23 protein-coding genes and 1 tRNA gene are annotated in these 26,574 nt (G+C 61.5%); 9 read left to right on the top strand and 15 right to left on the bottom strand.

Going from position 1 to position 26,574, the window contains the following annotated elements; all coding sequences use genetic code 11:
• Positions 1-18: 18 nt before the first annotated feature.
• The 4 genes from LQK84_RS23165 to LQK84_RS23180 all read right to left on the bottom strand — a co-directional run bounded on the left by LQK84_RS23165 (position 19) and on the right by LQK84_RS23180 (position 4,909).
• Entirely contained in the window at positions 19-1,074 is a 1,056-nt protein-coding gene (locus tag LQK84_RS23165) for a sugar phosphate isomerase/epimerase family protein (RefSeq protein ID WP_230831191.1), read from the bottom strand.
• A gap of 156 nt (positions 1,075-1,230) precedes the next feature.
• Positions 1,231-2,190 (bottom strand): substrate-binding domain-containing protein, encoded by a 960-nt coding sequence (locus LQK84_RS23170; protein WP_230831171.1) that lies wholly within the window; start codon positions 2,188-2,190, stop codon positions 1,231-1,233.
• 68 nt (positions 2,191-2,258) lie between these two features.
• A complete protein-coding gene (locus LQK84_RS23175; protein WP_230831172.1) occupies positions 2,259-3,266 on the bottom strand; it encodes an ABC transporter permease in 1,008 nt (335 codons plus the stop codon).
• Between the two features lie 119 nt (positions 3,267-3,385).
• Complete coding sequence (locus tag LQK84_RS23180) at positions 3,386-4,909, bottom strand: sugar ABC transporter ATP-binding protein (RefSeq protein ID WP_230831173.1); 1,524 nt, start codon at positions 4,907-4,909, stop codon at positions 3,386-3,388.
• A gap of 178 nt (positions 4,910-5,087) precedes the next feature.
• Here LQK84_RS23180 and LQK84_RS23185 point away from each other — a divergent pair, with 178 nt between their 5' ends.
• Positions 5,088-6,110 carry a LacI family DNA-binding transcriptional regulator gene (locus LQK84_RS23185; RefSeq protein ID WP_230831174.1) on the top strand — a complete coding sequence of 341 codons (1,023 nt, stop codon included), beginning with the start codon at positions 5,088-5,090 and terminating at the stop codon, positions 6,108-6,110.
• Positions 6,111-6,144: 34 nt separating this feature from the next.
• On the opposite strand, the gene LQK84_RS23190 is transcribed toward LQK84_RS23185, so the two are convergent.
• From LQK84_RS23190 to LQK84_RS23220, 7 genes are all read right to left on the bottom strand, one after another.
• A complete protein-coding gene (locus LQK84_RS23190) occupies positions 6,145-6,795 on the bottom strand; it encodes a pyridoxamine 5'-phosphate oxidase family protein (RefSeq protein WP_230831175.1) in 651 nt (216 codons plus the stop codon).
• A 136-nt stretch (positions 6,796-6,931) separates the two neighbouring features.
• Complete coding sequence (gene xylA, locus LQK84_RS23195) at positions 6,932-8,239, bottom strand: xylose isomerase (RefSeq protein WP_230831176.1); 1,308 nt, start codon at positions 8,237-8,239, stop codon at positions 6,932-6,934.
• 176 nt (positions 8,240-8,415) lie between these two features.
• Positions 8,416-9,870: a xylulokinase gene (gene xylB, locus LQK84_RS23200; protein WP_230831177.1), complete on the bottom strand. Its 1,455-nt coding sequence runs from the start codon at positions 9,868-9,870 to the stop codon at positions 8,416-8,418.
• Positions 9,871-9,891: 21 nt separating this feature from the next.
• A complete protein-coding gene (locus tag LQK84_RS23205) occupies positions 9,892-10,917 on the bottom strand; it encodes a LacI family DNA-binding transcriptional regulator (protein WP_230831178.1) in 1,026 nt (341 codons plus the stop codon).
• Positions 10,918-10,963: 46 nt separating this feature from the next.
• A complete protein-coding gene (locus LQK84_RS23210) occupies positions 10,964-11,479 on the bottom strand; it encodes a GNAT family N-acetyltransferase (protein WP_330166433.1) in 516 nt (171 codons plus the stop codon).
• A 64-nt stretch (positions 11,480-11,543) separates the two neighbouring features.
• On the bottom strand, positions 11,544-13,130 hold the full coding sequence (locus tag LQK84_RS23215; RefSeq protein WP_230831180.1) for a DHA2 family efflux MFS transporter permease subunit: 1,587 nt from the start codon (positions 13,128-13,130) through the stop codon (positions 11,544-11,546).
• 22 nt (positions 13,131-13,152) lie between these two features.
• Entirely contained in the window at positions 13,153-14,376 is a 1,224-nt protein-coding gene (locus tag LQK84_RS23220; RefSeq protein ID WP_230831181.1) for an HlyD family secretion protein, read from the bottom strand.
• A 141-nt stretch (positions 14,377-14,517) separates the two neighbouring features.
• Here LQK84_RS23220 and LQK84_RS23225 point away from each other — a divergent pair, with 141 nt between their 5' ends.
• From LQK84_RS23225 to lysS, 4 genes are all read left to right on the top strand, one after another.
• Positions 14,518-15,189: a TetR/AcrR family transcriptional regulator gene (locus LQK84_RS23225; protein WP_230831182.1), complete on the top strand. Its 672-nt coding sequence runs from the start codon at positions 14,518-14,520 to the stop codon at positions 15,187-15,189.
• 105 nt (positions 15,190-15,294) lie between these two features.
• Positions 15,295-16,032 carry a TerC family protein gene (locus LQK84_RS23230; protein ID WP_230831183.1) on the top strand — a complete coding sequence of 246 codons (738 nt, stop codon included), beginning with the start codon at positions 15,295-15,297 and terminating at the stop codon, positions 16,030-16,032.
• Positions 16,033-16,230: 198 nt separating this feature from the next.
• Positions 16,231-17,703, top strand: coding sequence for a glutamate--tRNA ligase (gene gltX / locus LQK84_RS23235; RefSeq protein WP_230831192.1), 1,473 nt, complete (start codon positions 16,231-16,233; stop codon positions 17,701-17,703).
• An 8-nt stretch (positions 17,704-17,711) separates the two neighbouring features.
• Complete coding sequence (gene lysS, locus LQK84_RS23240) at positions 17,712-19,208, top strand: lysine--tRNA ligase (RefSeq protein WP_230831184.1); 1,497 nt, start codon at positions 17,712-17,714, stop codon at positions 19,206-19,208.
• A gap of 96 nt (positions 19,209-19,304) precedes the next feature.
• Here the strand turns inward: lysS and LQK84_RS23245 are convergent, their stop codons facing one another.
• Positions 19,305-21,077, bottom strand: coding sequence for a hypothetical protein (locus LQK84_RS23245; protein WP_230831185.1), 1,773 nt, complete (start codon positions 21,075-21,077; stop codon positions 19,305-19,307).
• Positions 21,078-21,270: 193 nt separating this feature from the next.
• On the opposite strand from LQK84_RS23245, the gene LQK84_RS23250 reads away from it, so the two are divergent.
• From LQK84_RS23250 to hemA, 3 genes are all read left to right on the top strand, one after another.
• Positions 21,271-21,347, top strand: a tRNA-Arg gene (locus LQK84_RS23250).
• 27 nt (positions 21,348-21,374) lie between these two features.
• Complete coding sequence (locus LQK84_RS23255; RefSeq protein ID WP_230831186.1) at positions 21,375-22,169, top strand: YdcF family protein; 795 nt, start codon at positions 21,375-21,377, stop codon at positions 22,167-22,169.
• A gap of 296 nt (positions 22,170-22,465) precedes the next feature.
• Entirely contained in the window at positions 22,466-23,680 is a 1,215-nt protein-coding gene (gene hemA / locus LQK84_RS23260) for a 5-aminolevulinate synthase (RefSeq protein ID WP_230831187.1), read from the top strand.
• Between the two features lie 90 nt (positions 23,681-23,770).
• Here hemA and LQK84_RS23265 read toward each other — a convergent pair whose 3' ends face one another.
• Positions 23,771-24,259 carry a hypothetical protein gene (locus LQK84_RS23265; RefSeq protein ID WP_230831188.1) on the bottom strand — a complete coding sequence of 163 codons (489 nt, stop codon included), beginning with the start codon at positions 24,257-24,259 and terminating at the stop codon, positions 23,771-23,773.
• On the opposite strand from LQK84_RS23265, the gene LQK84_RS23270 reads away from it, so the two are divergent.
• On the top strand, positions 24,252-25,370 hold the full coding sequence (locus LQK84_RS23270; RefSeq protein ID WP_230831189.1) for a serine hydrolase domain-containing protein: 1,119 nt from the start codon (positions 24,252-24,254) through the stop codon (positions 25,368-25,370). The two genes, LQK84_RS23265 and LQK84_RS23270, sit on opposite strands and share 8 nt — an antisense overlap.
• A gap of 51 nt (positions 25,371-25,421) precedes the next feature.
• Here the strand turns inward: LQK84_RS23270 and LQK84_RS23275 are convergent, their stop codons facing one another.
• Positions 25,422-25,985, bottom strand: a complete 564-nt coding sequence (locus tag LQK84_RS23275) for a DedA family protein (RefSeq protein WP_230831190.1) — start codon at positions 25,983-25,985, stop codon at positions 25,422-25,424.
• A 391-nt stretch (positions 25,986-26,376) separates the two neighbouring features.
• Positions 26,377-26,574: hypothetical protein (locus LQK84_RS23280; RefSeq protein WP_230831193.1), on the bottom strand; the 198-nt coding region annotated here is incomplete at its 5' end.

Here is a 26,574-nt window from a genome sequence, read left to right on the forward strand (position 1 = left end):
TCTCCCTTAATCTCTGCTTCACGCGATACCGAGCATGCGCCGATTGGCCGCCTCGTCGGTTCCGCCGCCGGCGAAATCGTCAAAGGCCTTCTCGGTGACGCGGATGATGTGGTTCTTGACGAATTCCGCACCCTCGCGCGCGCCGTCTTCCGGATGCTTCAGGCAGCATTCCCATTCGACAACCGCCCAGCCGGAGAAATCGTAAGCCGTCAGCTTGGAGAAGATCGCGCCGAAATCCACCTGCCCGTCGCCCGGCGAGCGGAAGCGCCCGGCCCGGTTGACCCAGGGCTGATAGCCGCCATAGACGCCCTGACGGCCGGTCGGATTGAACTCGGCATCCTTGACGTGGAACATCTTGATCCGCTCGTGATAGATGTCGATGTGGTCGATATAGTCCAGGCATTGCAGGACATAATGCGACGGGTCGTAGAGCATGTTGGCGCGCGTATGGTTCTTCACGCGCTCAAGGAACATCTCGAATGTGACGCCATCGTGGAGGTCTTCACCCGGATGGATCTCATAGCAGACATCGACGCCGCATTCGGCGGCATGGTCGAGGATCGGCAGCCAGCGGCGCGCCAGCTCGTCAAACGCGGTTTCGGCCAGACCCGCCGGGCGCTGCGGCCACGGATAAACGTAAGGCCAGCAGAGGGCGCCGGAAAAGGACGCCATTTCGGTCAGCCCGAGATTCTTGGATGCCGTCAGCGCCTTCTTGACCTGATCGACTGCCCATTCCTGCCGGGCCTTGGGATTGCCCTTCACATTGTCGACCGCAAAGCCGTCAAAGGCTTCGTCATAGGCCGGATGAGTGGCGACAAGCTGGCCCTGGAGATGGGTCGAAAGCTCGGTGATGACCACACCGTTTTCCTTCGCGACGCCGACAATCTCGTCGCAATAGGTCCGCGAGGTCGCCGCCTTTTCGAGATCGAACAGGCGTCCGTCCCAGGTCGGAACCTGCACGCCCTTGTAGCCGCAATCGGCCGCCCATTTGGTGATGGATTTCCAGGAATTGAACGGCGCTGCATCGCCAGCAAACTGCGCCAGGAAAAGCCCCGGCCCCTTGATCGTCTTCATCATGTCCTCCCGACAGGAACTGCAACGTTACAGTAAGCACATCGCGGCGGATTTCAACCGTCCAACCGCAACGCACCTGTTGAAAAAAGTCTGCCCGGCAAAACCGGGCAGACAGCAATATGGAACGGGTATCCCCGGCCTTGAAAAGACGGGCCCTTAGTAAGGCGAATCCGGGAAGTAGAAGTTCTTCGCATTCTCCTTGGTGACGAGCGTCGCATCCAGCGTATAGGTGCCCTTGACCGGAACCTGGCTGTACAGCGCGGACGCCGTCAGCTGCAGCGCCGTGCCGACCATTGCTGGCGGATAGAGCACGTCGACCGGGATCATCTTGTCGCCGTCCATGACCTTCTTGATCATGTCCTTGGAGCCGGCGCCGCCGATGACATATTTGATATCGGTGCGCTTGGCCTGTTCGATGGCCTGCAGCACGCCCACCGTCATGTCGTCATCCTGGCACCACACGACGTCGATCTTCTTGTACTTGGTCAGGAAGTCCTGCATCACCTTGAAGGCGTCGTCGCGGCTCCAGTTGCCGAACTGGCGGTCGAGAACCTTGACCTTGGAACCGGCAATGCCCTTGTCGAAACCGTCCTGGCGCTGCTGGTCGATCGGGATCGGCAACCCGCGGATGACCACGACTTCCGCGTCCGGCGTATTGTCCTTGATATACTTGCCGGCGACTTCGCCAAGCGCCGGATTGTTGCCGGCGACATAGAGGTCGCGCACCGTATCGTCATTCGTGCTCGGTGCACGATCGACGATGGTCACAAACGTGCCCTTGTCCTTCACCTGCTTGATGGCGTTGACCAGCGGATCCGGATCGGTCGGCAGGATGACGAGCGCATCGAGCCCCTGCACGGCCAGATCCTGGATGGCGTTGGCCTGGCTTGCCGCATCCGGCGAGGTCTTCACGATGACCTTGGCGCCCGGATATTCCTTCTCCACCATCTTCGCCACGCGCTCGGCGTGATAGACGACGCCCGCCGTCCAGCCGTGGTCGGCGGCCGGAATGGAAACGCCGATGGTCTTCTTGACGTCTGCCGCATAGGCGGCCCAAGATGCAGTAGTGGCCATGGCAACGGCGAGAAACGCCGTGCCGATCATTTTCTTCAACATATCTCACTCCCTGTCGAAGGGGTCTTTCCTCCCAAGGTCCGGACGCCCCTGATAACCGGACCCGTCTTTCACGATTTGCGCGTCAGCGACCGCTGGACGAGCATCGCAATGATGATGATCGAGCCCTGGATGGTACCGATCAGATATTCGCTGATGAAGTTGGACAGCAGCATGATGTTGCCGACCAGTTCGAGGATGAAGGCCCCGCAGATCGTGCCCCAGACGCGCCCCGCCCCGCCCTTGAGGGCAGTGCCCCCAACGACGACGGCCGTGATCGCCTGCAGTTCCCAGAGAATACCGGTCGTGGCGGACGTCGAGCCGAGACGCGGCACGTAAAGCAGCACGGCAATGGCGACACATAGCCCCTGGATGATGAAGGCGATGGTACGCACGCGATCGACCGCAATGCCCGAATAGCGCGCCACATCGCGATTGGACCCGACCGCCACGACATGCCGACCATAGCGCGTGCGATAGAGCACGAAGGCGGCAATCAGCGTGACGACGAGAATGCAGACGATCGGGATCGGCAGGCCGAGGAAGGAGCCGAAATAGACCGGGCGGTAGATGTTCTGGATCTCCGGCGAGCGCAGCGTGATCGCCCCGCCCTGCGAGAGCCATGTCGTCAGGCCGCGATAGATGCCCATCGTGCCGAGCGTGGCAATGAACGGCTCGATCCGGCCGAGCGTGGTGACAAGCCCGTTGAGCAACCCGCAGGCAGCACCTGCAAAGATGGCGAAGGCGACAGCCGCGGCAAGCATGAGATGCGGATCGGCAATGGCGCCCGAATTCATGAACAGGATCATCAGGCTCGCGACAAAGGCGAGCATGGAGCCGACCGAGAGATCGAGATCGCCCGACGAGATGACGAAGGTCGCCCCGACCGCAATGATCGCGACAAAGGCGCTGCGGGTTGCCACATTCGCCAGATTGTCGATGCCGATGAAATTCGGATTGGTCAGCGCGCCGAGCACCAGCAGCAGCGCCAGCGCCACGAAGGGCGCGACCGCCCGAAGGTCGATCTCCTTCAGAAGCGACCTCGGCTTTTCCGCTGCCTGTCCCTCATCCACACTCATGTCCAAGACATCCTCCCACAATGCGTTGGGGCTCTCGCGGCCCCTCGTATGTTGTTTTGTTTTCGTTTGTCTTTTCGGGAAAACCGGTTTCCACTTTTCCCTGACAAACTCTGCTACGCTCAGCCGGCCATCTTCTTGAGCCCAGCCGAATAGCGCATGATTTCCTGCTCGTTGATCTCGTCGCCCTCGAGCCAGCCGACGATGCGGCCCTCGCGCATCACGGCAACGCGCGTGCAAAGGCCGATCACTTCCTGCAGCTCCGAGGAGACGACGACGATGGACTTGCCGGCCCGCGCCAGCGCCGAGATGAAATGATAGATCTGCTGCTTGGTGCCGACATCGATGCCGCGTGTCGGCTCGTCGATGATGATGATCTCCGGCTCGGTCTCCATGACCTTGGCCAGCATCAGCTTTTGCTGGTTACCGCCCGACATGCGCCCCGCCACCACGCGGCCATCACGCACCCGAATATCGAAGCGGCGCATGGCCCGCGCCAGCGCATTCGCCTCGCTTTTGGGGCTCAGATAGCCGAGCTTGCCATGCTGATCGAGCGATTGCAGCGTCAGGTTCACCGCCATGCGCGAGCCGAGCAGCAGGCCCTTCGACTTGCGATCCTTGGTCATGTAGGCGAGGCCTGCGCGGTTTGCGGCATGCGCATCGCCCGAGGACATCGAAACGCCCCTGATCGTCACCTCGCCGGAATGGCGCGGGCGAAGACCGGCAACGGCCTCCATCAATTCCGTGCGGCCCGACCCGATCAGCCCCGAAAAGCCGATCACCTCGCCCTTGCGCACATCGAAACTCGCATCGCGCACGAAGCCCGTCGTGATGCCCCGGGCGGAGAGAACGATTTCCTCGTCCACATCCGGTTCGCGCTTGGCCGGATAGAGGCTCGACAGTTCCCGCCCGACCATGAGCTGGGCGATGGACTCGCCATCCAGCATCGCAGTCGGCGCGGTCTTCACCCATTGGCCGTCGCGCAGAACCGTGACGCGGTCGGTCAGCTCCAGCACCTCGTCCAGCTTGTGCGAGACGAAGACGAAGCTCGTGCCCTTGTCGCGGAGCTTGCGCACCTGCTCGAACAGCACGCCGGTTTCCTCCTTGGAGAGGACCGCTGTCGGCTCGTCCATGAAGATGACGCGCGCATCCTTGCTGATTGCCTTGGCAATCTCCACCATCTGCCGATCGGCGACGGGCAGCGAACTGATCATCGCATTCTCGTCGATGCGCGAGCCGAGCAGATCGAGCGCGCGGCGCGTCTCGGCGCGCATGCGCTTGCGGTCGAGCACGCCGAAACGCGTGATCTCGCGGCCGAGAAACAGGCTCTCGGTGACGGTCAGATGTTCTGCAAGGTTGAATTCCTGGTGGATGATGACGATGCCGAGATGCTCGGCCTGTCCATTGGCCGGCAAACGCACCGGCTTGCCGTCGAGCAGGATCTCGCCGGAACTCGGCTGCTCGAAGCCGGACATGATCTTCACGAAGGTGGATTTGCCGGCACCGTTCTCGCCGACCAGCGCATGGATTTCGCCAGGCTGCAGGTCGAAATTGACGCTGAACAGCACCTGTACGCCATTGAAGGATTTGCTGATCCGCCGTGCTGCAAGCACAGGCGTACGCTGACCGGCAGCGTTCGTCTCCATGATCGTCCTCCCGGGCGCTTTTCTCCCGAAAGCGCCTCTGTTACCGATTATGTAAACCTTTACATGACCTATGTAAAGGTTTACATTGAGCACAATTCACCGATTTCGGCCGGTCTCGATTTGACCTGCGGCCAACTCCGTGTAGTGTCCCGGCGAGCATGAGACCCAAGGTTTTTCCGTGTCGAATTCCACGCCCGCTACGATTGAAGATGTCGCCCGCATTGCCGAGGTTTCCATTGCCACGGTCTCGCGCGCCATCCACACGCCGGAAAAGGTGGCGAACTCGACGCGCCTGAAAGTCCATCAGGCGATCGCGATCACCGGCTACACGACCAATGCCATGGCCCGCAGCCTGCGCCTTGGCCGCTCCAACATGATCCTCGTCGTCGCGCCCGATATCGGCGATCCCAACTTCTCGAACATTCTCGTCGGTCTCGAAAACGAGGCCCGCGCCCATGGCTATGGCATCCTGATCGGCCACACGCAGAACGATGCGCAGCGCGGGCTCGAATATCTGAAATTCCTCAATTCCAACCAGGCAGCCGGACTGATCCTCTTCACCGGCATCCTGCCCTTCGGCCACCAGTCGATGACGGCCCGCCTGCCGGCAACCGTCGGCGTCTTCGAGCCGATCTACAATGGCGGCCTGCCCTACGTCGGCGTCGACGACGTGGCGGGCGCCCGCAAGCTCATCGACCTGCTGCTCGCCGAAGGCCACCGCAAGATCGCCTTCATCGGCGACAGCCGCACCCGCCTTGCCTATAGCCGCCGCCGGCAGGGCTTCGAGGAAGGCATGGACGCCGCCAACATGCGGCCCGAAAACCGCATCGTCGTTGACGGCGACGGCACGATCGAAAGCGGCCGGCTCGCGCTCGAACAGCTCTTCATGCAGGACCGCCTGCCCACCGCCTTCATGTGCGTCAACGACCAGACCGCCATCGGCGTCATGCTGGGCCTGACCGCGCGCGGCTACAACATCCCGCGCGACTTCTCCGTCACCGGCTTCGACGACGTGCCGCTCTCCGGCTTCATGTCGCCGCCGCTCACCACCATCCGCCAGCCCCGCACCGCCATCGGCAAGCGCGCCATGGCTCTGCTGCTGGATCTGCTCGGCGACGGCGAGCCGCCGGAAGGAGAGATCCTGCTGATGCCGGATCTGGTGGTCCGTAATTCGGTTGGGCCGCCGAAGGGGATGCGCTGAGCGTCTTTGAGGACCGCCGTCGGTGGACCGGAATTCAATACATGGACGTCTGATAGGCGGCTTCAAGACCTTTATCGATCTCGAGCATGTCCTCGTCGCTTTCCGGAGCACCTGTCGTCTGGTCCAGAATAATTTTTGACAGCGACGGCATCGCGCTGCGGTCTTGGAAATGCTCCGGGCTCCACAAATGCGAGCGTCGGAAAGCCTTGGCGCAATGCAGGAAAACTTCCCTCACCTTCACGACGATGGCAAGCCTGGGCAGGCGATCATTGACAGCCATCCCCGCCAGGATAGCGGGGTCGGTCACCAGAGAGGCCTGACCGTTGACGCGCAGGGTATCGTCGAAGCCGGGTATGATGAACAGGAGGCCGACATTGGGATTGGCGAGAATGTTGGCGAGCGTATCGAGGCGGTTGTTGCCCGGACGATCCGGGATAGCCAAGGTATTCTGATCGAGGATTTTCACAAAGCCCACTGGATCGCCACGCGGACTGACATCCGCCGTTCCCTGAGCACCCTGTGTGCCGATACATAGAAAAGGCGAGCGCCGGATAAAGTGCTGCGCATGTTCATCCAGCGTGTCGAGGCACTTGAGGGCAGCCAATGCATGTGTTGGCGGAAAAAGCCCACGCAATGTCTGCTCATCGCTAACGAGAAATTCCGGATTATACGCGAACTCAGTCACTCTCTTGCCTTTCAAAAATCGATCTGCAGGTGCAACGATCTGCGGGCCATGACTTCGGACACTCACCCTGTCAGCCCTGAAGGCTGAGGGATGCCGCGACGGGAACAGGTGTCCCGTCGCAGACTTATTGAACCGCTCAAACGTAGCGGTTGACGATGTTTTCCAGCAGCTCCTGCTTGCCCGACTTCGGCTGCGGATTGATGTCCTGAGCCAGAACACGATCCGTGATCGCATCCAGGCTGCCGCCTGTAAGCATGGCCCTGTTTTCCGGCTTGTCCCAGCCGGCATAGCGGGCGGCGAGCGGACCGGAGAGCGCCTTGTCCTCGATCATCTTCGCAGCAGCCTTCAGGCCGCGGGCGCAGCAATCCATGCCGCCGATATGGCCGATCAGCAGATCTTCCGGGTCGATCGACTGACGGCGGAGCTTGGAGTCGAAATTGGTGCCGCCCGTGGTAAAGCCGCCGCCGGCAAGCACATGGTAATAGGCCAGCGCCATTTCCGGGACGTTGTTGGGGAACTGGTCGGTATCCCAGCCGGACTGGTAGTCGTTGCGGTTCATGTCGATCGAACCGAAGACGCCGAGCGCATTGGCCAGCGCCAGCTCGTGCTCGAAGGAATGGCCGGCGAGGATTGCATGGCCCTGCTCGATGTTGAGCTTGACTTCGTTTTCGAGGCCGTAGGTCTTGAGGAAACCGTAAACGGTCGCGACGTCGTAATCATACTGATGCTTCGACGGCTCCTGCGGCTTCGGCTCGACCAGGATCGCGCCCTTGAAGCCGATCTTGTGCTTGTATTCGACGACCATGTGCAGCATGCGCGCCATCTGGTCGAGCTCGCGCTTCAGGTCGGTGTTGAGCAGCGTTTCATAGCCCTCGCGACCGCCCCAGAGCACATAGTTCTCGCCGCCGAGCTTCATCGTGGCGTCCATGCAGGTCTTGATGGTCGCGGCCGAATAGGCAAACACATCCGGATCGGGATTGGTCGCCGCACCCGACATGAAGCGGCGGTTGGAGAAGAGGTTCGCCGTGCCCCAGAGCAGCTTGACGCCGGTCTTGGCCTGCTTTTCGGCGAAGTAATCGACGATCTCGTTGAGGTTCTTCGTGTTCTCGGCGAAATTCTTGCCTTCCGGGCGCACATCGGCGTCGTGGAAGCAATAATAGGGCGAGCCGAGCAGCTGGAAGAATTCGAACGCGACATCGGCCTTCAGCTTGGCCTTGTCCATCGCGCCGTCATACCAGGGACGATCGAACGTGCGCCCGCCGAAGGGATCGCCGCCCTCCCAGGCGAATGTGTGCCAATAGGCCACCGCAAAGCGCAGATGGTCCGCCATGCGCTTGCCCATGACCACTTCGTCGGGGTTGTAATGACGGAAGGCCAGCGGATTGGTGCTATCCGGACCTTCATACTTGATCTTCTCGATATTGCCGAAAAAGCCTGTGCTCATGGGGTGTTTCCTCCTGTGATTTTGGTTCGAATTCGTGTTTGGGGGTACCCCCCTCTGGCTACCGCCATCTCCCCCTCAAGGGGGGAGATAGAATGAGGCGCCGCCGCCTGCCAATCTCCCCCCTTGAGGGGGAGATGTCCGGCAGGACAGAGGGGGGTGCCACAAGCTTAAGCCTCTCAGCCCATCGCTGCCTTCACCGCCGGATAAAGCGCGCGGTAGCGTCGGTATGCCTCGTCGTAAGCGCCAGCCAGCGCCGTTTCCGGCTCGACCGTCTCGGCTGTCTTCGGCGCGGTGCAGACAGAGGCGGGATCAGCCCCCGTCGCCGCGATCAGCCCAAGCCGCGCGGCGCCAAAGGCCGCACCGAAATCACCATCCGCCGGAATATCGACCGGGATGTTGAGCGCGGTGGCGATCGACTTCAGCCAGTAGCGCGAGCGCGAGCCGCCACCGATGGCCGTCACGCGCGAGATCGTCGTGCCGGCGGCATTGAGCGCTGCCAGATTGTCGCGGATCGCGAAGGTCACACCTTCCATCACCGCCTGCGTCAGCACGACGCGCGAGGATTCATGCTCCAGCCCGGCAAAGACGCCACGGATTTTCGCGTCGTTATGCGGTGTCCTCTCACCCGAGAGATAGGGCAGGAAGGTGACGCCGGAGGGTGCCTTCAGCGTGTCGCCCAGCTCGGCGGAAAGCTCGCCGGCACTCTTGCCGGTCACATGCGAATGCCAGTTGAGCGCATCGGTCGCCGAGAGAATGACGCCCATCTGATGCCAGGTATTGGGGATCGCATGGCAGAAGGCATGCACGGCGCTGGCCGGGTTCGGCAGATAGCGGTCATTGGCCGCAAAGAGCACCCCGGATGTGCCGAGCGACACGAAGGCGGAGCCGGAATGAACCGTGCCCATGCCCACGGCCGAGGCCGCATTGTCCCCTGCCCCACCGGCAACGACCACGCGACCGGACATGCCCCACTCGGCCAGCAACTCGGCGCGCAGCACGCCGGCTTCCGCAGTGCCTTCGGTAAGGCCCGGCATCTGGCTTTCATCGAGATCGGTTGCCGCCAGCAGCTCGGGCGACCAGGCGCGCTTGCCGGTATCGAGCCAGCTCGTCCCGGCCGAATCCGACATTTCGGAGAGATATTCACCCGTCAGCCAGAGCCGCAGGTAGTCCTTCGGCAGCAGAACCTTGGCGACCTTGGCGAAGATCTCCGGCTCGTTGTTCTTCACCCACACCAGCTTCGGCGCGGTGAAGCCCGGAAACACGATATTGCCGGTGATGGCGCGAAAACGCGGATCGGCATCCAGCTTGGCAGCCTCGGCAAAGGACCGAGTGTCGTTCCAGAGGATGCAGGGGCGCAGAACATTCCCCGCACCATCCACCAGCGTCGCGCCATGCATATGGCCGGAAAGGCCGATGCCCTTCACCGAGGCCAGCGCTTCAGGGTGGCTCGCCTTGATGCCGGCGACAGCCTCGCGCGTTGCGCGCAGCCAATGGGCCGGGTCCTGCTCCGACCAGCCGGAATGCGGCCGCGAGACATCCAGCGAGCCATTGCCGGAAGCAAGGATCGTCTGGTTGCCGTCGATGAGAAGCGCCTTGACGCCGGACGTGCCGAGATCGAGACCGAGATACATGTCGTTTCCTCCCGCCCGCTTTTACTGGGGCATGTTATCCTTCAGGAATATGTCGATGCGGATGCGCTCCTGCGCGTCCACCGTATGAAGCCCATCAGCCTGCGCCTTCATCACGCGCACGGCGCTGCGCACCTCGTGACCAGCATCCTGATTGAGCACCGCGTCGAACAGGCCCTCCGAAAGCGCCGCCCGCGTTGTCGCTGTCAGTTCATGCGCGATCACCGGCATATGACGGGCAGGATTCCGCCCCCGCAGCGCCTTGACCAGGCCGCGATTGCCGGCGCCGAGGCTGTAGAGACCGGACAGTGCGGGCTGCGCATCCAGCAGCGCCGTCGCCTCGCGCTCGACCCGCTTCGGATTATCGCGCCCCTCGATGACGGGCAGGACCGAAACGCCGGGGAAATCCCGCTTCAATGCCTCTTCGAAACCGGCCAGACGCTCGCGATGGTCGCGGGCATTCAGCGAGCCGGCAATGACGCCGACAGTGCCGGTGCCGCCAATGAACCGTCCGATCAGGCTTGCCGCCGTCCGGCCCGCAGCCAGATTGTCGATCCCGGCATAGTGAACGCGCGCCGAGCCCGGCAGATCGGAGACGACCGTCACGACCGCAACACCGGCCTGCTTGGCCTCGGCAACGACGGCACGCACGGCATCGTCGTCGATGGCGACCATGGCAATCCCGTCCGGCTCGCCGGCAATCGCCTCGCGCATGGCGGCAACCAGCGCCGCCGGATCGAAGGCCGCCACTTCGCGCATGCCGATCTCGATCCGCTCCACGCGGGAAAGTGCAGCAACCTCGCGCACCGCGCCGCGCAGCTGGTCGAGAAACGAGTTATCGCTGTCGGGGATCAGGAATTCGAAGTGATAGAGGCGCTTGCGCGCCAGATTGGCGGCAGCCACGTCGCGCACATAGCCGATCTGGGCAATCGTGTCCTCGACCAGCGCCCGCGTCTTCGCCTTCACGCCCGGCCGGTTGTTGAGAACACGGTCCACCGTGGCAAGGCTGACGCCCGCTTTTTCGGCAATGTCGTGAACGGTCGGACGCATGGCTTCTCCTCGCCGACACTCATATCAGAATTTTGAGGTACGTAAATCAGAATTTTTGGGAATAGATGAGAAGCGGCACCGCATTGTCGAGCGTGCGCGGAGGAAGCTCTCGTTCGAAGGTGGAGCCGATGCGCTCGGCCAGCGCCATGGAGGGCGAATTCTCGGGATGGATGATGTGGATCGCGCGATCCCATCCAAGCACGTCGCGCGACCAGATCATGGTCGCCTCAGACGCTTCCGCCGCATAGCCCTGCCCCCAATGGTCCTTGAGAAAGGCCCAGCCGATTTCCGGCCCTGGCCAACCCGGCGGCATCCATGGGCCGGCGCGGCCGATCCATTCGCCGGTGGACTTGAGGAGGACGGAAAAATTGCCGAAGCCATGAAGCGCCCAGGCGCCTGCCATGATCGAAAGACTTGCCCAGGCAGCGCGGACGCCCAACGGGCCGCCGATGAAGCGGGAATTGTCCGGGTCGGCCATCATGGCAGCCCAGCCGGGCAAATCGTCGGCGCGGGGAGGCCTGAGGATCAGGCGTTCGGTTTCAAGGACGGGCTCGTCTGACAGGTCACATCTCCCGGCTTCCGCGACTCAGAAGGTCGCGGAGACGGTAGCGCCGCCATTGCCTGCGTCAATGACCGCCGCCGGATGAGCCTGCCGGACCTTCCGGCTTCTGGATCAGGAACGACGAGACGACAAGCATGGCAAACAGCGAGGTCAGCAACAGGAAGACGTCGATGAAGGAGAGGATAAAGGCCTGCTGATGCACCATGCCGGCCAGCTGCTTGATGGCCACCGTGCTGCCGTCGAGACCGAGCGCATTGAACTTGTTGGTCATGGAGGTGACCATGTCGCGCGCTTCCGGGCGGCCCCACTGGACGTGCTCTGCCAGCTGCTCGTAATGCGACCGGGTCTGACGGGTCAGCATCGTATTGATGACGGCAAGGCCGACGGCGCCGCCGAGGTTACGGCTCAGGTTGTAAAGACCCGAGGCGTTGCGGATACGGTCCGGCGGCAGCGTGCCGAGCGCCACGTTGTTGATCGGCACCATGGCGATCATCATCGAGCAGCCGCGCAGGATCTGCGGAACGAAGAGCTCCCAGAAATCCCAGTCGGCGGTCATCCGTGTCATCATCAGGGTGCCACAGCCGAAACCGAAGAAGCCGATCATCATCATGACGCGCGGATCGAGCTTGCGCGACATGATGCCGGCAATGGGCGCGGTGAAGAACATGGCAAGACCGGAGACGAACATCGTTTCGCCGATCATCAGCGAGTCATAGCCGCGGATTGCCGACAGATAGACCGGATAGATATAGGTCAGCCCGTAAAGCCCCACACCCATGATGAAGGAGAAGGCGGTGCCGAAGGCGAAGTTACGGTTGGTGAACGCCTTGAGATCGACGATTGGTTGTTTCGCCGTAAAGGCGCGATAGAAGAAAATGACGCCGGCAATCGCGATAGCCACCGCACCGACAGCAATCTTCTCGTCCTGCAGCCAGCCCTTGTTGTTGCCCTCTTCGAGCACATATTCGAGCGCGCCGAGGAAGACAGCCATGCTGGCAAGGCCGGCCCAGTCGAAGTTGCGGGCAAGTCCCGGCTCGGGCTTGTCGAAATCGACCAGCGTCCAGACGGCAATGGTGACGAAGATGCCGGGCGGCACGTTGACGAGGAAAAGCCAGTGCCAGGAGAAGCTGTGGCTGAGATAGCCGCCAACCGTCGGGCCGATGGTCGGCGCGAGCGTGGCAATGAGGCCGATGATCGGCGAGACGATCGGACGCTTGGACGGCGGAAAGACCGTAAAGGCCGCCGCAAAGACCGAAGGGATCATGCCACCGCCGATGAAGCCCTGAAGGGCGCGGTAGACGATCATCTGGTCAATATTGGTAGCGGTGGCCGCCAGCGCGCTCGCCGCCGTGAAGCCGGCGGCAGAGAGCGTGAACATGACGCGCGTTGAAAGAATGCGCGCCGCCATTCCCGAAAGCGGGATCATGATGACTTCGGCGACCAGATAGGCCGTCTGAACCCAGGCCGCCTCATCGGTGCTGGCACCGAGACCCGCCTGAATTTCGGACAGCGATGCCGAGACGATCTGGATGTCGAGGATGGCCATGAACATGCCAACTACCATCGCGAAGAACGCAAAGACATTGCGTCGCGAGACTGGAGGTTCAGGCGGGATGCCTGCCTTCACGTCCTTCGCGATATCGTCGGCCATGGCCATTCCTCAACTTCTGTCGTTACTGCGCAGACGCCGTCTTGGGGGTCGAGGGCGTCGTGCGCGTATCGACATCGACCACGACCGACAACCCGGCCATCAGACGATGCGTTTCAAGCGCATCCTTGGGGATCGAGATGCGAACCGGTAGCCGCTGGGTGATCTTGGTGAAGTTGCCGGTGGCGTTTTCGGCGGGCAGGAGCGAGAAGACAGCGCCGGAAGCCGGCGAAATCGACAGAACCTTGCCTTCGATATGCTTGTCGCCGAGCGCGTCGACATGGATGCCGACCGTCTGGCCCGGATGGATCTCGCCGATCTGCGTTTCCTTGAAGTTCGCGTCGATATAGAGCGCGTCCGACGGGACGACGGCGGCAAGCCGCATGCCCGGCGTCACGAGGTCGCCTTCCTGGACGGACAGATTGCCGACGATGCCGTCGAAGGGCGCGCGCAGAACCGTGAAGCTCTCGTCGCGCTCGGCCTTTTCGATGGCGAGCTGCAGCGACTTGATGGCGCTTTCGGCCTGCGCATGCTGGGCATCGGTCGCGGCAATGTTGGCGACGGCGGACTGGATGGCGGCATTGGAGGCACCGACATCGGCCTGCGCCTGCTCGAGCGTCACATTGGCCTTGTCGAGAGACGAAGCACTGGCAACATCCTGCGACTGCAGCTTGCTGGCACGATCCTGCGCCAGCTGCGCGCCGTGAAGCGTGGCTTCCGAAGCCTTGAGCTTGGCCTGGGCCTGCTGCTGCGCGGCAACGGCAACGAGACGCTGCGCGTCGATCGACTTCAGCGCCAGCTGCTGGGTTGCGAGCTGCGCACGAGCCTGTTCCAGCGCAATGCGATAGTCGCCGTCATCGAGCGTGACGAGCGGAGTGCCGGCCTTCACATAATCATTGGCCTTGACGTTGACGGTCTTCACATAGCCGCCGACCTTGGGCGCGACATAATTGATGTCACCGCCGATATAGGCGTCATCGGTCGAAACCATGAAGCGGCCGTTCGTCCACCATTCGTGACCGTAATAGGCAGCGCCGGAAAGAACGGCGAGCGCAATGACGCCAAGCACGAGGCGGCCGCGGCCGCTCTTGCGCGGCGCAGCCTTCTTATCGGCGACAGATTGAACAGGCTTGGCCTCAGCGCGCACGTCAGCTTCTGCCGCCTTGGAGGTCGCCTCTTCACGAGCGGTCTCGCCAGCCTCGTCGCTATCGACAAGCTGAACGGCTGCATTGCCTGCATTCTTGGCCATTTCACAATTTCCTGATAAGGCTTTCTCGAACCGAACGGTTCAGTCAGTGGCATTGACATAATTCATGTCTTGCCCCATATCAAGTGTAAATCGAACCGATCGGTTCAATTAATTAAAAATGAGTTTAGGGAAGCAACAGGCATGACAGCCATTGGCCAATTGAGCGTCATCAGCCGCAGCCGACTCAGCCCTGAAGGCCAGGGCCGCCTCGGCGCAGGCGAAAACCCCGCGAAACGCGACCAGATCCTGGACGGAGCGAAGAAGGTCTTCGCTGCAAACGGATTTGATGGCGCGAGCATGAACGACATCACGAAGGCCGCAGGCGTTTCGAAAGGAACGATCTACGTCTACTTCAACAACAAGGAAGAGCTCTTCGCCGGGCTCATCCAGCGCGAGCGCGAGCGTATCTTCGACGCGGTCAGCAGCATTCTGGTGGACGACAAGCCGCTGGAAGAGGTTCTCTACGACTTCGGCATGATGTTCAGCCGCCACATGTCAAACCAGAATACCGTACGCAGCCTGCGCATGGTTCTCGGTGTCATCGACGACATGCCGGAAGTGGCAAACATGTTCCTCAACTGCGGGCCCACCAAGGGCGCCCACCGGCTGAAGGACTATCTCGCCGCACGCGCCGCCAAGGGTGAACTCGTTCTCGAAGACGACCTTCTGGCTGCGCGCCAGTTTGCCGAACTCTGCACCGCAGGCCTCTTCAAGCCCTGCCTCTTTAACGAGCGCAGCCAGCCGGAGGACGAGGAAATAGATCGGGCCGTCCGTTCGGCAATCCGCGTCTTCATGAAGGCTTATGCGGCCTGATCGCAATATCAGGATAAGTTGAATTTCAGTTTTAGCTGGCGCCCCTCTTGGCGGGGACACCAGCAATACCTATGTGCGCCGTCAACATAAACAAAACGGTGAACAATGGACAATCTGCTCCTTCTTGCCCAGGACCCCGCCGTTTGGGCGGCGCTGATCACGCTGATCGCCATGGAAGTCGTGCTCGGCATCGACAACCTGATCTTCATCTCGATCCTTACGAACAAGCTTCCCGTCGAACATCGCAGCAAGTCGCGCATGATCGGCATCTCGCTGGCGCTCATCATGCGCCTCGTGCTGCTGAGCTTCGCCGCCTGGATCGTGAAGCTGACCGCACCGGTCTTCAACGCCTTCGGCCATGACTTCTCCTGGAAGGACATGATCCTGATCGCCGGCGGTCTCTTCCTTGTCTGGAAGGCGACCAAGGAAATCCACCACAGCACCGACCCGGTCGAACAGGAAGACCAGAAGCTGGACGCCAAGGTGACGATCAGCTTCGGCGCGGCGATCTTCCAGATCATCCTGCTCGACATCGTCTTCTCGGTCGACAGCATAATCACCGCCGTCGGCATGACCGAACACCTCCCGGTCATGGTGATTGCGGTTCTCGTCGCCGTCGCGACCATGATGCTCGCCGCCAATCCGCTGGCCAACTTCATCGAGCGCAACCCGACCATCGTCATGCTGGCGCTGGGCTTCCTCTTGATGATCGGCACGACGCTGATTGCCGACGGCTTCGGCTTCCATGTGCCCAAGGGCTACATCTACGCCGCCATGGCCTTCTCGGCGCTGGTCGAGATCCTGAACATGCTGGCCCGCAACGCCAAGCAACGCAAAGGCTGAGCCACAATCCGCCCCAAAAGCCCTCAGGTGATCGCTTCACTTGACCTTTTATGGCGGATATGGCCTAACGCAGACCGATAACCCCTGCCGCGACCTTGTCCCGGCGGGGGCGCTATTTTTCGGAACCTGCATGATCGCGTGCCGTCCCTGCGCCTTATTGGGCCGGCCTGCAATCTGCCTTGCCAAAGACCCATGACGATGACCGCATCCAACGTCCGCGTCCGCATCGCTCCCTCGCCCACCGGCGAGCCGCATGTCGGCACTGCCTATATCGCGCTGTTCAACTATCTCTTTGCCAAGAAGAATAACGGCACCTTCATCCTGCGTATCGAAGACACCGACGCGACCCGTTCGACGCCGGAATTCGAGACCAAGGTGCTCGACGCGCTCAAATGGTGCGGGCTGGAATGGTCGGAAGGCCCGGATATCGGCGGCCCCTATGGCCCCTATCGCCAGTCTGACCGCAAGCATATCTATGGCGAATACGTCGAGAAGATCGTCTCCGCCGGCCACGGCTTCCGCTGTTTCTGCACGCCCGAGCGTCTGGAAGAAATGCGCAGCGCCCAGCGCGCCGCCGGCCAGCAGCCGAAATATGACGGCAAGTGCCTGCGACTCTCGGCTGAAGAGGTGAAGACCCGCATGGACGCAGGCGAGCCCTCCGTCGTGCGCATGAAGATCCCGACCGAAGGCAATTGCGAATTCAACGACGGCGTCTATGGCGACGTGTCGATCCCGTGGGATTCGGTCGACATGCAGGTGCTCCTCAAGGCCGACGGCATGCCGACCTATCACATGGCCAACGTCGTCGACGACCATCTGATGAAGATCACCCATGTTGCGCGCGGCGAGGAATGGCTGGCCTCCGTGCCGAAGCACATTCTGCTCTACAAATATCTCGGCCTTGAACCGCCGAAATTCATGCATCTCTCGCTGATGCGCAACGCCGACAAGACGAAGCTCTCCAAGCGTCGTAACCCGACTTCGATCTCCTATTATTCGGCGCTCGGCTACCTGCCGGAAGCGCTGATGAACTTCCTGGGCCTCTTCTTCATCCAGATCGCCGAAGGCGAAGAGATGCTGACGATGGACCAGCTGTCGGAAAAGTTCGATCCGGAAAACCTCAACAAGGCCGGCGCGATCTTCGACATCCAGAAGCTCGACTGGCTGAACGGCCGCTGGCTGCGCGAAGGCCTGACGGAAGAAGATTTCGTGACCCGCGTCCTTGCCTGGGCGCAGGAAAACGACCGCTTCCGCGAAGGCATGAAGCTCTCGCAGAGCCGCATCACGCGCCTCTCCGACCTTCCGGACCTCGCTGGCTTCCTCCTCAAGGGCGATCTTGGCCTGACCGCCAACGACTTCGCCAACATCAAGAAGGTGCCGCTGGCTGACGTTCAGGCGATCCTCGAAACGGCTCAGGCCGATCTCGAAAAGATCGTCGAGTGGAATGTCGAGAGCATCGAGGCCGAACTGCGCGCCATCTCCGAACGGATGGACAAGAAGCTGCGCGACGTTCTCGCACCGCTCTTCATCGCCGTGTCGGGCTCGTCCCGTTCGCTGCCGCTCTTCGACAGCATGGCCATCCTCGGCCGCTCCGTCGTGCGCCAGCGCCTGAAATCCGCAGCCACCGCCGTCAAGCTCGGCGTTGAGGCTGAAAAGAAGAACAACGGATAATCAACAAAATGACCGACAAGACACCTGAAACCGCCCTCTCCTCCGACGTCACCGAAGTGCGCGCGCAGAAGCTCGCCAAGCTTCGCGAGATGATCGGCGATGTCTATCCGGCGCATTTCCACCGCACGATCACCAATGCGGAACTGGCCGAGAAGTACAAGGACATCGAACCCGACACGCTGACGGGCGACATCGTCACCGTAGCCGGCCGCGTCTACTCGAACCGCAATTCCGGCATGTTCATCGACATCGTCGATGCCTCCGGCAAGGTTCAGGTCTTCAGCCACAAGGACGTGACGTCTGAAGAGGCGCGCAACCTGCTGCCGCTGATCGACCTCGGCGACATTATCGGCGTCACCGGCGAAGTCCGCCGCACCAAGCGCGGCGAGCTGACGGTGAACGTCCACACGATCACCATGCTGACCAAGGCGCTGCTGCCCATGCCGGAAAAGTGGCATGGCCTGTCGGACATCGAGCTGCGCTATCGCAAGCGCCATCTCGACATCATGACGAACGAGGAGTCCAAGCTCCGCTTCCAGCAGCGTTCCCGGATCATTTCGGGCGTTCGCCGCTTCATGGAGCAGGAAGGCTTCATGGAAGTCGAAACGCCGATGCTGCATTCGGTCTATGGCGGCGCGACGGCCGAGCCCTTCAAGACGCATCACAACACGCTGAAGCTCGACATGTATCTGCGCATCGCGCCGGAACTGTTCCTGAAGCGCACGCTGGTTTCGGGCCTGACCGACAAGGTCTTCGAGGTTAACCGCAACTTCCGCAACGAAGGTGTCTCCACCCGGCACAATCCTGAATTCACCATGATGGAGTGCTACTGGGCCTATGCCGACTATGAGGACGTGATGGGCCTCGTCGAGCGCCTGTTCGAGGCGCTGGCCGTGCAGATCCACGGTTCGACGGACTTCCTCTTCGGCGACAAGGAAATCTCCTTCAAGGGCCCGTTCAAGCGCGTGCCCATGCCCGACGCCGTCAAGGACGCAACCGGCATCGACTTCCTGTCGATCAAGACCGACGAAGAGGCCCGCGCTGCCGCCAAGGCGGCCGGCTTCGAGGTCGAGAAGGACTGGACCTGGGGCGAATGCCTCGCCTTCATCTTTGAAGAAAAGGTCGAAGGCACGCTGATCCAGCCGAGCCATGTCACCCACTTCCCGAAGGACATCTCGCCCTTCGCCAAGGAAGTGCCGGGCGAACCGCGCCTCGTCGAACGCTTCGAGACCTATTGCAACGCCTGGGAAATCGGCAATGCCTTCTCGGAACTCAACGATCCGGAAGAACAGCGCCGCCGCATGGTCGAGCAGCTGGAGCAGGCCCATGCCCGCGGCGAAAAGGACAAGCAGCTGGACGAGGAATTCCTCGACGCCATCGACCAGGGCATGCCGCCCGCAGGTGGCCTCGGCATCGGTATCGATCGCCTGATCATGCTTTTGACCAATTCGCCTTCGATCCGCGACATCATCCTCTTCCCGGCCCGCCGCCAGAAGGCGGATTGAGCGGAAAGCGGACAAAACACAGACCAAACGACAATCCCCGGCCTTCGCGCCGGGGATTTTGTTTTTCAGGCTTGAGATATTCTCTGCAGGTCCGGGTTATCCGCCATGCGCGGCCGGCGGGTGATCGGCCTTCTTGGGTTCGTCGGCCGGATGTTCGCCGTCACTCTTGGCGGGCGCATGATCATCAACCTTCACCGCATCCACGGTCGGACCGTCATGGGCGGAGGGCTCTTCTGCCGGCGGCTTTTCATGTGTGGTCGCACTGTCAACGCTCGGCTCTGCGGCATGCTCCGCGCCTGCAGCGTGGTCAACGCCCTCAGTCTTCGGCTTGTCCACGCCTTCCGCTGGCGCTGCGCCATGGTCGGCGGCGGCACCGTGATCTGCAGGAGCGGCATGGGCTTCGCCTTTCGGCTTGGCAGCTTCCGCACCGTGCTCGGCCGATGAAGGGGCATCGCCATGCGCGGCAGGCTTTTCCTCGCCATGCGCTGCGGGCTTGACCGAGGCATCATGACCGGCCTCATCCTTCACGACCTTCTTGCCGCTGGCGATGGCCGGGCCGCCGGAATGCTCGATCGTATCCTTCGGCTTGTCGCCGCCAAGCCCGACCATGCCAAGCATCTTCGACATGAAGCCGCCGCTCTTTTCTTCAGGCTTTGCCGCAGCTTCATGCGAAGGCTTGGCGCCTTCTGTCTTGGCCGAATCGGGTTTGGCCTTCTCGGGTTTGCTTTCGGACTTCGCAGCAGGCTTGGACTCGTGCTTCGTTTCTGGCTTGTCTCCGGCCTTGGGCTCAGCCTTAGCATCGCCCTTGGTCTCTCCCTTGGCGTCGTGGCCGACAATCGGGGTGACCTTGGCGGGCGCGTGTTCCGCTCCATCATGCTCGGCAGGCGCAGCATGCTCGCCGGCACCGCCTTCCTCGGCAGGAGCCGCGTGTTCGCCGCCCGCCTCCGAGGCGCCATGCTCGCCCTCGGCCTCCTCCTTGCCACCAAGACCCACCATGCCCAGCATCTTGCCGAACATGCCGGGCTCCTTGACCTCATGTTCCTTCTTCGCCTCTTCCTCGGCGGCGGCAGCCTCTTCGGCCTTGTCGAAAGCCGCCTTCTGCATCTTGCCGAAAATGTCATTCGGGAAGACGACTTCGGGCTTTTCTTCCTTCTTCGGCTCTTCCTTCTTTGCCGCCTCGTGACCGCCGCCCTCGCCTTCCTTGGCCGCGGCCTCGTGGCCTTCGCCTTCCTTCTTCTTTTCCTTCTTTTCCGGCTTCTTCTCGTGCTTGGTTTCTTTCTTCTTCTCGCCCTTCTTGTCGCCGGCCTCTTCCTTGCCGGCCGGCGGGGCGCAGTCGGCAATGTCCGTCATCTTTGCGAGAAGCTCCTCCGCCTCCGCCGATGTCATGGTGGCTTCCTCGCCATAGAACATGCCGGTGCCGCTCGCCGCACCCTGGTAATACTGGATGGTATAGGTGTCGGTGATGCCGGGAACCTTCGCCGCATCCTTGACGACGATCACCTCCGCCCCGATCGCGCGGCCGCGCATCTGGGCGCGCTTGTCGGGACCCGCCTGATCGAGCACGGCAATTTCAATGAGATCGGCAGGGAGCGTCTCCTGCACCTTCTTGGCGACACGCAGCGCGGTCTTGACGCGCGTCATGCCGTCGGTGCCGGGCGGCACGCGGACAAATTTGCGCAGCCACGGCGCGCGGTCCTTGCGCATGTCGGCAACACGGATCACGTCGGTGCATTCCACACCGCCGAGTTCCTTGGCCGAGGGTCCGAGGATCCTGTCCTTCCCGATGAAGAACGCGGTCGCACCCGAGGCCCCGGTGAGGACGACCACACCGGACGCGATGATGACCACCTTCTTCGGAAGCTTGACCAATCAGACCTACATTTGCCGTTCAACGAGATACAAATCCGGCTTTTCAGCCGCTTGCACTATCGCAGGCCGGTATTTCGGAATGCTTAACCAAACTGGCGGTATTCGATGAGCCTGCGGAACCTTTGGAACAGGCCCCCGCGCGGGGAGAAAAACCTTGGCTTCTCCCGTCTGCTTTAGTATTGAGAGTGCCGATGGTCCCGTAGCTCAGCAGGATAGAGCGACAGATTCCTAATCTGTAGGCCACGCGTTCGAATCGCGTCGGGATCACCATCCTTTCCCCGGCCATTACGAGACCTCATGTTCTTTGTCATTTCCAAGCTTGTCGGTTTCGCCACCACGCCCTCGACGGCCATCTTTCTGCTTGGGCTGCTCGGCGTCGTGCTTCTGGTCTTTCGCAGGCGCCGGAGCGGGATCGCGCTTTGCGTGACGTCGATTGTCCTGACGCTCGCCCTCGGGCTGACGCCGCTGGCCAATGTGCCGCAGGCGATCCTGGAGGATCGCTTCCCGCAGCCCGTGATCACCGAACCGCCAACCGGCGTGATCATGCTGGGCGGGCCGGTGGATGTCGATCTTTCGCCGGCGCGAAAGACGATCACGGTCAACGATGCCGCAGAGCGCGTGACGGAGACCGCCGTGCTGGCCGTCCGCTACCCTGAGGCGCGCATCTTTCTTTCGGGTGGCTCCGGCCATTTCGGCGACCCCGGCGAAAACACCGAATCGGCCCTGACGAAGAAGCTTCTGGTGCAACTCGGCATTCCGGCGGACCGCATCGAGATGGAAGAGAAGTCCCGCACCACGGCCGAAAATGCCCGCTTCAGCCTTGAAACGCTGAAGCCGAAGCCCGGCGAGCGCTGGCTGCTGGTGACGTCGGCGAGCCACATGCCACGCTCCGTCGGGGCCTACCGCGCGGTCGGCTTCGATGTGATCCCCTATCCGGTCGACTACCGGACCTATGGGATGGGAAGGCTGATGATCTTCCCCGAAAGCGTCGCGGACGGCCTTCAACTGGTCGATGTGGCCGCACACGAATGGATCGGCCTCGTCGGCTACTGGCTGACAGGCAAGTCGAATTCGCTCTTCCCGGCTCCCTGAAACCCGGGGGTGGATGGTAAACAATCCTTAAACCTTCGCGGCAAATGATCGCCGCAAGGGACCGACGCGGGACGTCACTTCTGACAATTTCGGCGAATCGACGGCCTGTTGACATACATCAATTGGATGAGCGTTTCCCGATGCTAGCAAGGTTGATGAGGGGCGCGGACTGATCGCCGGCACCCCACAAAAACGTGATGCGCGAATTGCCGCAGTTTAGAAGGAATCTAACTGTCGGGGCTTGACGGGGATCGCGTGAAACCTGAAAACGCCATGGCAGGGTTGTGGAGACGAGAATGGATTTCGAGGCCTTTTTCAAGAACGAGCTGGACGGTTTGCACCAGGAAGGCCGATACCGCGTTTTCGCCGATCTCGAGCGTCAGCGTGGCAATTTTCCCAAAGCGATCCGCCACACTGAAAACGGCCCGCAGGAAGTGACCGTCTGGTGTTCCAACGACTATCTCGGCATGGGCCAGAACGAAGCCGTCATGGACGCGATGAAGCAGGCCATCGACGAATGCGGCACCGGCGCCGGCGGCACCCGCAACATTTCCGGCACCAACCATTACCACGTCCTGCTGGAGCGCGAGCTCGCAGACCTGCATGGCAAGGAAGCCGCCCTTCTCTTCAATTCCGGCTACATGTCCAACTGGGCTTCGCTCGGCACGCTCGGCGCGAAGATCCCCGGCCTGATCATCTTCTCCGACTCCGGCAACCACGCCTCCATGATCGAAGGCATCCGCCATTCGAAATGCGAGCGCGTGATCTGGAAGCATAACGACCTGAAGGATCTGGAAGCCAAGCTCCGCGCCGCCGACCCGGCAGCGCCGAAGCTCATCGCCTTCGAATCCGTCTACTCGATGGATGGCGACATTGCCCCGATCAAGGACATCTGTGACATCGCCGACAAATATGGCGCAATGACCTATCTCGACGAAGTTCACGCCGTTGGCCTCTATGGCCCGCGCGGCGGCGGCATTGCCGAACGCGAAGGCGTGATGCATCGCGTCACCGTCATCGAAGGCACGCTCGGCAAGGCCTTCGGCGTCATGGGTGGCTATATCACCGGCTCGGAAGCGCTGATCGACTTCGTCCGCTCCTTTGCCTCCGGCTTCATCTTCACGACCTCGCTGCCGCCGGCGATTGCCGCAGGCGCGCTCGCCTCGATCAAGCATCTGAAGGCAAGCAGCCAAGAACGGCTCTGTCATCAGGAGCGTGTGCGCACGCTCCGCAACATGCTCAACGCCGCCGGCATCCCGCATATGCCTAACCCGAGCCATATCGTGCCGGTTCTGGTGGGCGATGCCGCCAAGTGCAAGTGGATCTCCGATCTGCTGCTCGACAATTACGGCATCTATGTTCAGCCGATCAACTATCCGACCGTGCCGAAGAAGACCGAGCGCCTGCGCATCACGCCGAGCCCGTTCCACACGGATGACGACCTGCGCCACCTCGTCGGCGCGCTGCACAGCCTGTGGTCGCGCTGCGCGCTGGCACGGGCTGTCGCCTGATCACAAAACTGGTTCGACAGAACACCCTTCGCCGCCTCGGTTCCATTAAGGATCCGGGGCGGTTTTCGTTGCGGGGAATGCATCCCTGATCTAATCCAGAAGTTGCAGACGAAACGAGGCGGCAGGCTTTTGGAAGATCGGTCGCAAACAATACGATTGAAGCGGTGGGAAACTCTGAAAAACGTTCTGATTCATATATGTCTCTGGCTGGCTCTCGCGGCAATCGCGTATGGCGTGGTCGAAAAGGACAACACTGTCGCCTGCGTCATTTTCCTGATTGGCATGTTGCTCTTCACGCCGGTGATTTTCCCTTTCGTGCTTGTGGTGATTGGTCTGATATGGGTGGGCATCCTGTTCCTCATGCAGAGATTTGAAACGGTCGGCCAGATCAATTTCCGGGCTCACGCCCCCATCTTCGTCTTCGGAGGCTTGGCATGCCTGTTCATCGTCGCTCGTTCCGCAGGCCCCTGCACCCTTTGAGCCATCCACCCGCGCATCAATATTTCTGAATTGAAAGGAGCATGGCGACATGCTCCGTCTTCCTTTTCGCGAACGAATTCTGGAATCACCCATGTCCATGCAAGACCGCCTCGACCGCGTCATCGACACCGCCGTTGCCCGCAAGACCATTGTCGGCTGCGTCGTCATCGTCCGCAAGAACGGCAAGGAAATCTATAGCCGCGCCGCAGGCTATGCCGACCGCGAGGCGGAGAGGCGCACGCGCGAAGACACGATCTTCCGTTTCGCCTCCGTGACGAAGCCCTTCGTGGCCGCAGCGACGCTCGCAATGATCGATCAGGGCAAGCTCGGCCTTGATGACCGCGCCGTCGATCACCTGCCCTGGTTCCACCCGAAGGGGCCGAATGGCGAGCAAGCCCAAATCACCATCCGCCACTTGCTGACGCATACATCCGGCCTCACCTATGACCCGACACTGGAAGAGCGCGCTCCGGAAAGCCGGGTCACGATCGGCATTCTCGACACCGACCGCGACGCCGAGACCAATTTCCGCCCGCTGAACAATATCCCGCTCGCCTTCGAGCCCGGCACCGCCTGGGCCTATTCCGTTGGCCTCGACATTCTGGGTGCGCTGATCGCGCGCGTTCATGGCGGCACGCTGGAAGAGGTGGTGAACCACTATGTCACAGGCCCGCTCGGCCTGAAGGACAGCAGCTTCCACGTGACCGACCGCGAACGGCTGGCCGCCGCCTATGCCGATGGCGCGAAAGGCGCGATCCGCATGCCGAACCCCTACTACCCGCCCCGCGAATCCGGCTGGACAGCCGGCTTCTCTCCCGACCGCATCTTCAACGAAAAAGCCTTCCAGTCCGGCGGCGCGGGCATGGCAGGCACGGCGCAAGAGGTCATGACGCTGCTGGACACGCTCGCCCGCGGCGGCGGCAAAGTTCTGAGTCCCAAGCTCGCAGAAGCCGGCTTCTCCAACCAGGTCGGCGACATCACCTGCGAACCGGGAATGCGCTTCGGCTTCTTCGGCTCTGTCTGCGAAGATCCGGGCATGGCGCTCGCCACCATGGCCAAGGGCGCCGTGCAATGGGGCGGCGTCTACGGCAACACCTGGCTGGTCGATCTCGACGCGGGGATCACGATGGTGTCGCTGAGCAACACCGCGCTGGAGGGTTGCATGGGGGCGTTTCCGGACAATCTGCGCCGGGCGGTATACGGCGTCTGAGGCAACGCCAGACGCCTCCCATCCGCGCGACCGACATACCGCGACGGACCATCAGGGGGCCTTGCCCAGCCCCCAGCGGCTCCAGATCAGCAGGAGCCCGCCGACGGCGACCGCAAACACCAGGCCGATGATCAGGTGGACATGCAGATGCAGCCGGCCGAGCACGGCCTCGATCGCATTGCTGAACAGATAGCCGGCGGCGGAAATCATAACGCCCCACACAACTGCCGCGACCGCATTCAGCACCGCGAACCTGCGGGCGGACACGGAAGATAGACCGATGATGACCGGACTGACGGTGCGCATCCCATAAATGAAGCGGAAAGCCAGGATGAACCCGGTCGGATAGCGCTCCAGCAGCGCCTTGCCCCGTGCAGCAACGGCATGGGACGTGAGCCTCTGCACAAACCCCAGCGAACTCGCCCGGCGACCTAAGAAAAAGAAGATCTGATCCGACACGAACGACCCGATCGCCGCCGCTGCGGCGACACCCCAGAAAGGCAGAAGATGCCGATGCGCCGAAACACCCCCCAAAAACACCACCGTCTCCCCCTCGATCCCGGACCCGATCAGAATGGCGAGGAGGCCGTATTTGGCGATGAGGGTTTCGAGCAAACGGGGGGCTTTCGTGTGAGGGAGGGAGTTGGAGGCGGCGGTTTAACGCGCGGGGGATCGTTGCGTTCCGGGGGGGGGTGCGTCTCAACCACTCTAAATTAAGGGTCCAAGAAGCTGATGTTTGCACTCTTTTTCTGTCCTAACCATTAACGTCGTAGCATGAAGCACTCACACCGCAGACGGGGGGGGCGCAATGGAATTTAAGGGCGAGTGCTGTATCCCTGCTAGACCTGATGTCATCAACGGCCATATCCTAGTGGAGACATTTCCGGGAAAAACTGAAGACAACCCGTCCTGGTTGAATATGATGGACAATGTATGAATTGCTTTTTTATGAAGCCATCTTATTCATAGGTCCATACAACGCTGAGATAGAGAGCCTTAATGTCAGTCATATCAGGTGCAGGCGCAGCGGTCGCGTCAGGAGCCGGCTACCAAGCAAGAGTTGCAGCATATTTTGTAGCATCTGACCTGCCACTGAGAATTTCCTCCAAAATTGATTAGAGTTCGGCCCATTGAGGACGGACTTATGAAGAAGCAGAGATTTACAGAAGAGCAGATTATTGGGGTGCTGCGCGAGCAGGAGGCT

The organism is Rhizobium sp. C4 (genome assembly GCF_021026315.1).
Lineage (GTDB): Bacteria > Pseudomonadota > Alphaproteobacteria > Rhizobiales > Rhizobiaceae > Ensifer_A.